At 73.3% G+C, this 8,597-nt stretch carries 9 protein-coding genes and 1 pseudogene; 2 read left to right on the top strand and 8 right to left on the bottom strand.

Going from position 1 to position 8,597, the window contains the following annotated elements; all coding sequences use genetic code 11:
- The 6 genes and pseudogenes from AC1DUQ_RS12690 to dapE all read right to left on the bottom strand — a co-directional run.
- Positions 1-374, bottom strand: a pseudogene (locus AC1DUQ_RS12690) (leucyl aminopeptidase family protein); the annotation flags it as partial.
- A 50-nt stretch (positions 375-424) separates the two neighbouring features.
- The gene (locus AC1DUQ_RS12685) at positions 425-592 is read right to left on the bottom strand and encodes a DUF3117 domain-containing protein (RefSeq protein ID WP_013772033.1); all 168 of its coding nucleotides are present in this window, start codon (positions 590-592) and stop codon (positions 425-427) included.
- Between the two features lie 191 nt (positions 593-783).
- Positions 784-2,034 (bottom strand): hypothetical protein, encoded by a 1,251-nt coding sequence (locus AC1DUQ_RS12680; protein ID WP_477060297.1) that lies wholly within the window; start codon positions 2,032-2,034, stop codon positions 784-786.
- Positions 2,031-2,930 carry a dihydropteroate synthase gene (gene folP, locus AC1DUQ_RS12675; RefSeq protein ID WP_477060296.1) on the bottom strand — a complete coding sequence of 300 codons (900 nt, stop codon included), beginning with the start codon at positions 2,928-2,930 and terminating at the stop codon, positions 2,031-2,033. The genes AC1DUQ_RS12680 and folP overlap by 4 nt, the downstream gene beginning before the upstream one ends.
- The gene (locus AC1DUQ_RS12670; RefSeq protein ID WP_477060295.1) at positions 2,927-3,748 is read right to left on the bottom strand and encodes an LOG family protein; all 822 of its coding nucleotides are present in this window, start codon (positions 3,746-3,748) and stop codon (positions 2,927-2,929) included. The genes folP and AC1DUQ_RS12670 overlap by 4 nt, the downstream gene beginning before the upstream one ends.
- Positions 3,749-3,805: 57 nt before the next feature.
- Positions 3,806-4,891 carry a succinyl-diaminopimelate desuccinylase gene (dapE, locus tag AC1DUQ_RS12665; protein WP_477060294.1) on the bottom strand — a complete coding sequence of 362 codons (1,086 nt, stop codon included), beginning with the start codon at positions 4,889-4,891 and terminating at the stop codon, positions 3,806-3,808.
- Positions 4,892-4,935: 44 nt separating this feature from the next.
- On the opposite strand from dapE, the gene dapD reads away from it, so the two are divergent.
- On the top strand, positions 4,936-5,883 hold the full coding sequence (dapD, locus tag AC1DUQ_RS12660) for a 2,3,4,5-tetrahydropyridine-2,6-dicarboxylate N-succinyltransferase (RefSeq protein WP_477060293.1): 948 nt from the start codon (positions 4,936-4,938) through the stop codon (positions 5,881-5,883).
- Entirely contained in the window at positions 5,880-6,764 is an 885-nt protein-coding gene (locus tag AC1DUQ_RS12655) for a hypothetical protein (RefSeq protein ID WP_477060292.1), read from the top strand. Before dapD ends, AC1DUQ_RS12655 begins: the two co-directional genes overlap by 4 nt.
- On the opposite strand, the gene AC1DUQ_RS12650 is transcribed toward AC1DUQ_RS12655, so the two are convergent.
- On the bottom strand, positions 6,761-8,059 hold the full coding sequence (locus AC1DUQ_RS12650; protein WP_477073898.1) for a citrate synthase: 1,299 nt from the start codon (positions 8,057-8,059) through the stop codon (positions 6,761-6,763). The two genes, AC1DUQ_RS12655 and AC1DUQ_RS12650, sit on opposite strands and share 4 nt — an antisense overlap.
- Positions 8,060-8,248: 189 nt before the next feature.
- On the bottom strand, positions 8,249-8,597 hold a 349-nt coding region (locus tag AC1DUQ_RS12645), incomplete at its 5' end, for an aminotransferase class I/II-fold pyridoxal phosphate-dependent enzyme (RefSeq protein ID WP_477073897.1).

Here is an 8,597-nt window from a genome sequence, read left to right as displayed (position 1 = left end):
GTGACGACCCGCCGCAGGCCGCGCGTCGACCGGGCGAGCGCCGCACCGGCCCGGCGCAGGTCGGCGGGACGGCCGGAGCCGACGCCGACCAGCACGAGCCGCGGCGGGAGGCCCGACCACGGCAGGGTCACCGACGAGCCGACCGGCCGGGGCAGCTGCAGGACGTAGATGTCCCCCGCTGCGCCCGWCAGCCGTGCGCGCTCGCCGATCTCCGCGAGGTCGACCCCGTACCGCGCTGCGGCCTCGGCGGTCCCCTGGAGCGGGCGCAGCGCGTCGTCGCCCGCACGCGCCGGTGCCACCGGAACCGCGACCGCGTCGGTCGAGCCGTCGGTCAGCAGCGTCGTCGTCGCGATGCTGCCGCCGTCGACGGTCACCGCCGGGGGCGTGCGACCGATCGAGGAGCTCGTGCTTGCCCGTGCCATCGTCAGCTGACGACGGACGTCAGGGCCTCACCCAGCTCCGCGGCCTCGGTCGCGTTGAGCTCGACCACCAGCCGTCCACCGCCCTCGAGCGGCACGCGCATCACGATGCCGCGCCCCTCCTTCGTGACCTCGAGCGGGCCGTCACCGGTCCTCGGCTTCATCGCGGCCATGCGGGGCCTCTCCTTCAGCTCGTGCGTCCGGTGCGCGACTCGTGGGGGCGTTTTCACGCACCCCACGTCGGCCTCGTCTACCGGTTGTCCGCGGTCCATCCTAGTTCACCCGAGGCCCCTCACCTGTCCCGATGCCGGTCAGGCCACCGATCGGACGAACGTCCAGCAGCCGCCGCGGGCCGCCGGACCCGTCACGGGGGCCAGTCGGCCACCGGGTTGGCGTGCCACATCTGCCGGACCCACAGCACCTGGAGGCCGAGCATGAGGACGACGACCGCGCCGAACCACCACCGCCGGGCCGCGGGGGGCCGCGTGACGACGCCGGCGGTGACCGCCGCGAGGGGGAACGCCAGCAGGAGGAACCGCGCGAGGCTGCTGCCCGGCTCGACGACCGCCGCGATGTAGACGACGTAGGCGGCGGCCCACGCGTGCAGCTCGTTGCCCAGGCGCCAGGCGGCGGGCACGACGAGCACCGCGACCACGAGCGCGAAGCTGAGGACCACCACCAGCAGCGCGCGCGATCCGAACCAGAACTGCGGTACGTAGAACCAGCCACCGAACGGGGCGACCTCCCGGACGCCGCGCCACGCCTCCTGCGTCTGGAGGTACCCGTCCGGCACGCCGGTGACCCAGCCGCAGATGGCGGGCCACAGGAAGCCCGACGCGGCGGACAGGACCGCCAGCGCCCCCAGCCCCACGCCCGTGCGCCAGGTCCACGTGTCCGTCTCGCGCCGCGCGGACCACCAGCGGACCGCGGCGTGCACCACGACGACCGCGGCCATCGGCAGCGCGACCGCCCGCGTGAACCCCAGCGCGACGACGACGAGCGCCATCCACCCGTAGTCGCGGCGGATGAGCAGGAGCAGCGCGCCCGCGATGAGCAGCAGGGCGAGCGCCTCGGTGTACGCGACCTGGAGCACCGCCGCGGTGGGGAACACGCTGACCAGGGCGACCGACGCGAGCGGGAGCCCGGGCCGTGCGGCGACGGCCCGCGGTGCTCCCCGGACGACGGTCTGGTGGATCGCCAGGACCGCACCCGCGCCGAGCACCAGCGCCAGCAGGGGCGCGACGACGTCCCACGAGCCACCCGTCAGCTGCATCAGACCCCGCGCGAGCATCGGGAAGAGCGGGAAGAAGGCCCAGGCGTTCTGCTGGACCAGCCCGTCCTCCCCTCGCGGAAGCTCGGCGGGGTACCCGTTCTCCGCGACGGTGCGGTACCAGGAACCGTCGAACATGAAGCCGACGTACGGGAAGTAGTCCGGGTGCTCGGCGGTCCAGGGGTTCTGCTCCTGGACGCTCGCCACCCAGAGGAACACCACCGTCGTGAACACCCGCGCCGCGGCGTACACGGCGAGCACCTGGACCCACCAGGGCCGGCTCACCATCCACGCCCAGGCGCCGCTCGTCGTGCGTTCCGAGACGACCTCCTGCACCTCGCTCACGCCAGCCCCCTGACCGCCCGGGCGGGGGGTCGGTCCCCGCGGATGGACGCGACCATATCGAGGGTGCGCCGGGTCGCGCGCACGTCGTGAGCCCGGAACACCCGGGCGCCGAGCCACGCGGCCACCGCGGTCGCGGCGAGCGTGCCCTCGAGGCGCTCCTCGGCGGGCAGGTCGAGGGTCTCCCCCACGAAGTCCTTGCGCGACAGGGCCATGAGGACCGGGAAGCCGAGCGCCACGAGCGCCTCGGTGCGCCGGACCAGGTGCAGGGAGTGCCACGTGTTCTTGCCGAAGTCGTGCGTCGGGTCCACCAGCACGCTCGCGGGGTCGATGCCGAGCATGACGGCCCGGTGCGCCGCGGCGGACACCGTGCGGACGACGTCGTCGAGCACGCCGTCGAGCGGCACCGGACCCGGGTACTCGACCCGGAAGGGGTCGGTGCGGGGCCGGGCGCCGCCGGTGTGCGAGCACACGATGCCGAGACCGCGCTCGGCCGCGACCTCCATCAGCGCCGGGTCGTGCCCGGCCCACGTGTCGTTGACCAGGTCGACGCCCTCGTCGGCGGCCGCGCGCGCCACCTCCGCGCGCCAGGTGTCGACGCTGACCAGCAGGTCCGGGTGCCGGGCACGCACCCGCCTGACCAGGGGGATCACGCGCGCGATCTCCTCGTCGACCTCCACCCGCGGTCCGCGGCCGGCCCGCACCCCGCCGAGGTCGACGATGTCGGCGCCCTCGTCGACGGCGCGAGCGACTGCCTCGTCGGCCGACGCGTCGTCGTGCCGGGCGGGGGCGTAGAACGAGTCCGGCGTCCGGTTGACGACCGCCATGACGACCGGCCGGTCGGGTCCGATCTCGCGCCCGCGGAGGCGCAGGACGGCGCCGGCCGGGGGCGTCGTCACCGGCCCGAGTCCTCGGCAGCCCGTTCCGCGCGGGCGTTCGCGACGGCGGCCGCCTCCTCCGCCGCCCGCAGCTCCGCACCGCGCTCGAGCACGATCTTCACGGCCTCCTCGGCGGTGTCGACGACCTGCAGCAGCTCGAGGTCGGCGGCCGAGATCATGCCGCGGTCCAGCACCGTGCTGCCCACCCAGTCGAGCAGGCCCTGCCAGTAGTCGCGGCCGACCAGCACGATCGGGAAGCTGATCACCTTGTGCGTCTGCACCAGGGTCATGGCCTCGAAGAGCTCGTCGAACGTGCCGAACCCGCCGGGCAGCACCACGAAGCCCTCGGAGTACTTCACGAACATCGTCTTGCGCGCGAAGAAGTACCGGAAGTTCACGCCGAGCTCGACGTACTTGTTCATGCCCTGCTCGAAGGGCAGCTCGATGCCGAGCCCGACCGACAGCCCACCCGCCTCGAGCGCACCCCGGTTGGCGGCCTCCATGATCCCCGGACCGCCGCCGGTGATCACCGCGTACCCCGACTCGACCAGCAGCCGGGCGACCTCCGTGCCGAGCGCGTAGTCGGGGTGGTCCACGGGCACGCGAGCAGAGCCGAACACGCTCACCGCCGGACCGACCTCGGCCAGCGCGCCGAACCCCTCGACGAACTCGCTCTGGATCCGCATCACGCGCCACGGGTCTCCGTGCACCCAGTCGGCGCTGCCGTGGCCGCTCAGCAGGCGCTGGTCGGAGGTGGTCTTCGGGATCTGCTCGCCGCGCAGCAGGACCGGACCCTTCCGGTAGCCGTGGCCGGGCGCGGACACACCGTCGTCGCTCATGGCCCCGACTCTAGGTCGGTCGGGGCGCCGCTGCGGACGAGTCGCCCGACGTTCACCTCATGCGGTCAGCCACGCCCGCAGGGCCGCGTGCGCCAGGGTGATCTGGCCGACCGGGCAGTGCTCGTCGTCCTTGTGCGCCAGCAGCGGGTCACCGGGGCCGAAGTTCACCGCGGGCACCCCCAGCTCGGAGAACCGGGCGACGTCCGTCCAGCCGTACTTCGCCGCGGGCACACCGCCCGTCACCCCGAGCACCGCCCGCGCGAAGTCCTGCGCCGCCGGGGCGTCGAGGCCCGGTCGCGCGCCCGGGGCGGCGTCGACGATCTCGACGTCGTACCCGTCGAACAGCTCCCGCACGTGCGCAGCTGCCTGCTCGACCGAGGCCGACGGGGCGAACCGGTAGTTCACCGTGACGACACAGGCATCGGGGATGACGTTCGCCGCGGTGCCGCCGGAGATGAGGACCGCGTTCAGGCCCTCGCGGAACACGAGCCCGTCGACCTCGACCTCCGCGGGCGTGTACGCCTCGAGCCGCCGCAGCACCTCGCCGGCGGCGTGGATCGCGTTGCGGCCCATCCACGCCCGCGCCGAGTGGGCGGCCACGCCCGCCAGCCGGACCTCCGCCCGCAGGGTGCCGTTGCAGCCACCCTCGAGGCCTCCGTTGGTCGGCTCGCACAGGACGGCGAAGTCGCCCGCCACCCAGTCAGGGTGGTTCTGCACGAGCCGCCCGAGGCCGCTGAGGTCGGCCGCGACCTCCTCGTGGTCGTAGAACACCCAGGTGACGTCGTGCGTGGGCTCCGTCAGCTCGGCCGCGAGCGCGAGCTGAACGGCCACCCCGGCCTTCATGTCCACGGTGCCGCGACCCCACAGCTCGGCCAGCGCGCCCTCCCCGATGAGCCGCGTCGGCAGGTTGTCCGCGATGGGCACCGTGTCGAGATGCCCCGCGATGACGACGCGCGACGGACGTCCCGTCTGCGTGCGCGCGACGACCGCGTCGCCGTCGCGCAGCACCTCCAGGTGGCCGTACCGGGACAGCGCGTCCTCGACGGCGTCGGCGATCGCGCGCTCGTCGCCGCTGACGGACGGCAGGTCGCACAGGGCGCGGGTGAGGGACAGGAGATCGGTACCGAGGTCGAGGGTCGCCACGTCGCGACCCTAGCCCGCTCCGCCGTTGACCTAGGGTTGTCGCCATGACTGCACGGACGGCCTGGGGCTTCGGCCTGGCCACGGTGACCGACGACGGCACGACGCTGGACGTCTGGTACCCCTCGCCGGCCCTCGGTGCGCCCGACGACGACGCCACCGCACCGCCGTCGCTCACCGCGGCCGAGCGCGTCGACGAGGCCCGCGGCGTCCGCGTCGTGGTGGTGCGCACCGTCTCCGACCTGGACGCCCCGCTGGTGGACACCGCCGACGCCTACCTGCGCCTGCACCTGCTCTCGCACCGCCTGGTGCAGCCGCACGGCCAGAACCTCGAAGGCCTGTTCGGCGTCCTGCCCAACGTGGTCTGGACCGACCGCGGACCGTGCGCGGTCGACGGCTTCGAGGAGACGCGCGGTCGCATCCGCGCGGCCACCGGCGTGCCCCCCACCGTGCTCAGCGTCGACAAGTTCCCGCGGATGGTCGACTACGTGCTGCCGTCGGGCGTGCGGATCGCCGACGCCGACCGGGTCCGGCTCGGCGCGCACCTGGCGGCCGGCACCACCGTCATGCACGAGGGCTTCGTCAACTTCAACGCCGGCACGCTGGGCACGTCGATGATCGAGGGCCGCGTCTCCGCGGGCGTCGTCGTCGGCGACGGCTCGGACATCGGCGGGGGCGCCTCGATCATGGGCACCCTGTCCGGCGGCGGGCGCGAGGTCGTCTCCATCGGCTCGCGCACCCTGCTCGGCGCGAACGCCGGTATCGGCATCCCGCTCGGCGACGACTGCGTGGTCGAGGCCGGGCTCTACGTCACGGCCGGCACCAAGGTGTCGCTCGTCGGCTTCGAGGACGCGCCCCGCGTCGTCAAGGCCCGCGACCTGGCCGGACGCGACGGCGTGCTGTTCCGCCGCAACTCCCTGACCGGCGGCGTCGAGGCCGTCGCGCGCGCCGGGTCCGGTGTGCAGCTGAACGCGACGCTGCACGCCAACGAGTGAGCGCACGACGCCGGCGCCGCGCACGGCGGGCCGGGTTCGCCGTCGCCGCGGCCTCGGCCGTGCTGGTCGCGGGCATCGTCGGCGTGGTCGTCACGCTGAACCGCATGCACCCCGGACCGCCCACGGTCGAACGGTGCGTCGCCCAGCTCGACGGCACGGCGTGGTCCCTCAGCCCTGACCAGGCCCAGAACGCCGCCCTCATCGCCGCGACCGGCGTGCAGCGCGGACTGCCCGCCCGGGCCGTGACGATCGCGCTGGCCACCGCCCTGCAGGAGTCCAGGCTGGTCAACATCACCTACGGCGACCGCGACTCCCTCGGGCTGTTCCAGCAGCGCCCGTCGCAGGGCTGGGGAACCGCCGAGCAGGTGCAGGACCCCGTCTACGCGACCGGCCGCTTCTACGACGGCCTCGTCACCATCGACGGGTACGAGGACCTGCCCATCACCGAGGCCGCCCAGGCCGTGCAGCGCTCCGGCTTCCCCGATGCGTACGCGCAGCACGAGACGCGGTCGCGGGCGTGGGCGTCGGCCCTCACGGGATGGTCCCCGGCGACCCTGACCTGCGACCTGCACGACCCCGACCCGGCGGCCTCGTCGGCCGACGCGGTCGTCGCACGGGTGCAGCGCGACCTCGGCCCGCTCCCGGTCACCGCCGACGCCACGGGCGCCCTGGTGGTCGACACCTCGATGTTCGGGGCCGCGCAGGACCGTGCCCGGCTCGACTGGGCGGTCGCGCAGTGGGCGGTGTCCGTGGCCCAGCCGCTGCAGCTGACGTCCGTGACCGTCGCCGACCGCACCTGGGACCGCGACAGCGGCACGTGGGAGCCGACGACCGGCGAGCCGCTCCCCGCGGGGACCGTGCGGCTCACCCGCGCGAGCTAGCGGGCGTCGGCCTCGACGTAGTCACGGGCCGTCGCACCCGTGTAGATCTGCCGCGGACGGCCGATCTTCGTCTGCGGGTCCGTCATCATCTCGCGCCACTGCGCGATCCAGCCGGGCATCCGGCCGAGCGCGAAGAGCGGCGTGAACATCTCCTCGGAGAAGCCCATCGCCTTGTAGATGAGGCCGGTGTAGAAGTCGACGTTCGGGTACAGCTTGCGCKMGATGAAGTAGTCGTCGGAGAGGGCGATCTCCTCCAGGCCACGGGCCAGGTCCAGCAGCTCGTCGTTGTGGCCGAGGGCCTCGAGGACGGAGTCGGCGCTCTTCTTCACGATGGCGGCGCGGGGGTCGTAGTTCTTGTAGACCCGGTGCCCGAAGCCCATGAGGCGGACCCCGGGCTCCTTGTCCTTCACGCGCTTCATGAAGTCGGTGGCGTCGCCGCCGTTGGCCTGGATCTCCGTGAGCATCTTCAGCACGGCCTCGTTGGCCCCGCCGTGCAGCGGCCCCGACAGGGCGTTGATGCCGGCCGCGACGGACGCGTACAGGTTGGCCTGGCTGGAGCCGACGATGCGCACGGTCGACGTCGAGCAGTTCTGCTCGTGGTCGGCGTGGAGGATGAGCAGCTGGTCGAGGGCCGACACGACGACCGGGTCGGCCTCGTACTGCTGGTACGGCACGGCGAACGTCATGCGCAGGAAGTCCTCGACGTACCCGCGGGAGTAGTCGGGGTACAGCAGCGGCTCGCCCTTGGACGCGCGGTGCACGTAGGACGTGATGGTCCGCGTCTTGGCCAGGATCAGCACGGTGGCCAGCTCGACCGTCTCCGGGTCGAAGGGGTCCAGCGACTCCGGGTAGAACGTGGACAGCGCGTTGATCGCCGACGACATGACGGCCATCGGGTGCGCGTGGCGCGGGAACGTCCCCATGAACGTGCGGAAGTCCTCATGCACCAGCGTGTGGCGGTTGACCCGCTCCTCGAACGCGTCGAGCTCCGCGGGCGTCGGCAGCGCGCCGTGGATCAGCAGGTACGCGACCTCGAGGAACGTGGAGTGCTCGGCCAGCTGCTCGATCGGGTACCCGCGGTAGCGCAGGATGCCCTCGTCGCCGTCGATGTAGGTGATCTTCGACTCRCAGGACGCCGTGTTCATGAACCCCGGGTCCACGGTGACCAGGCCCGTGTCGCGCAGCAGCGAGGAGACGACGATGCCGTCGTTGCCCTCGGATGCGGTCACGATCGGCAGGTCCTTCGACTGTCCGTCGACGATCAGCTGGACCGGCGCGGTGACGACGTCCGACATGGTGTTCCTCTCCTGCGACGTCCGTCCTTGCGGGGGGTCCCGCGCGTCCGGTCATCAGCGACGACGGCCTGATGGGCGTGCGCGTGCGCGCCCTCGTTGGCGTGGATCGACGGTACCCGCGCTTGGCCGGGCGTGACCAATCCTCGATGAGACGTTGGTGCTGGTGTGACCACGATCACACGTTCGAGCTCACGCCCCCGACAGCCGGGCGGCCGCCTCGGCGATCCGCTCGTCCGGCGCCGTCAGGGCGACCCGCACGTGGACCGGATCCCCGTAGAACGCGCCCGGCGCGACGAGGATTCCGAGCCCCGCCAGGTCCGCGACCGTGGCCCAGCTGTCCTGGTCACCGGCCTCCGGGCGGACCCAGAGGTACAGCCCGGCGTGCGAGCGGTCGACCGCGTAGCCCGCGCTCTCGAACGCCGCCCGCAGCACCCGGCGCCGACGCCCGTAGACGGTCCGCTGCGCCTCGACGTGCGCGTCGTCGGCCAGCGCCGCGGTCATGGCCGCCTGCACCGGGCCGGGCACGATCATCCCGGCG

Source organism: Cellulomonas sp. P4_B5_2 (assembly GCF_056402235.1).
This window is presented reverse-complemented; position numbering and strand designations above follow the sequence as displayed.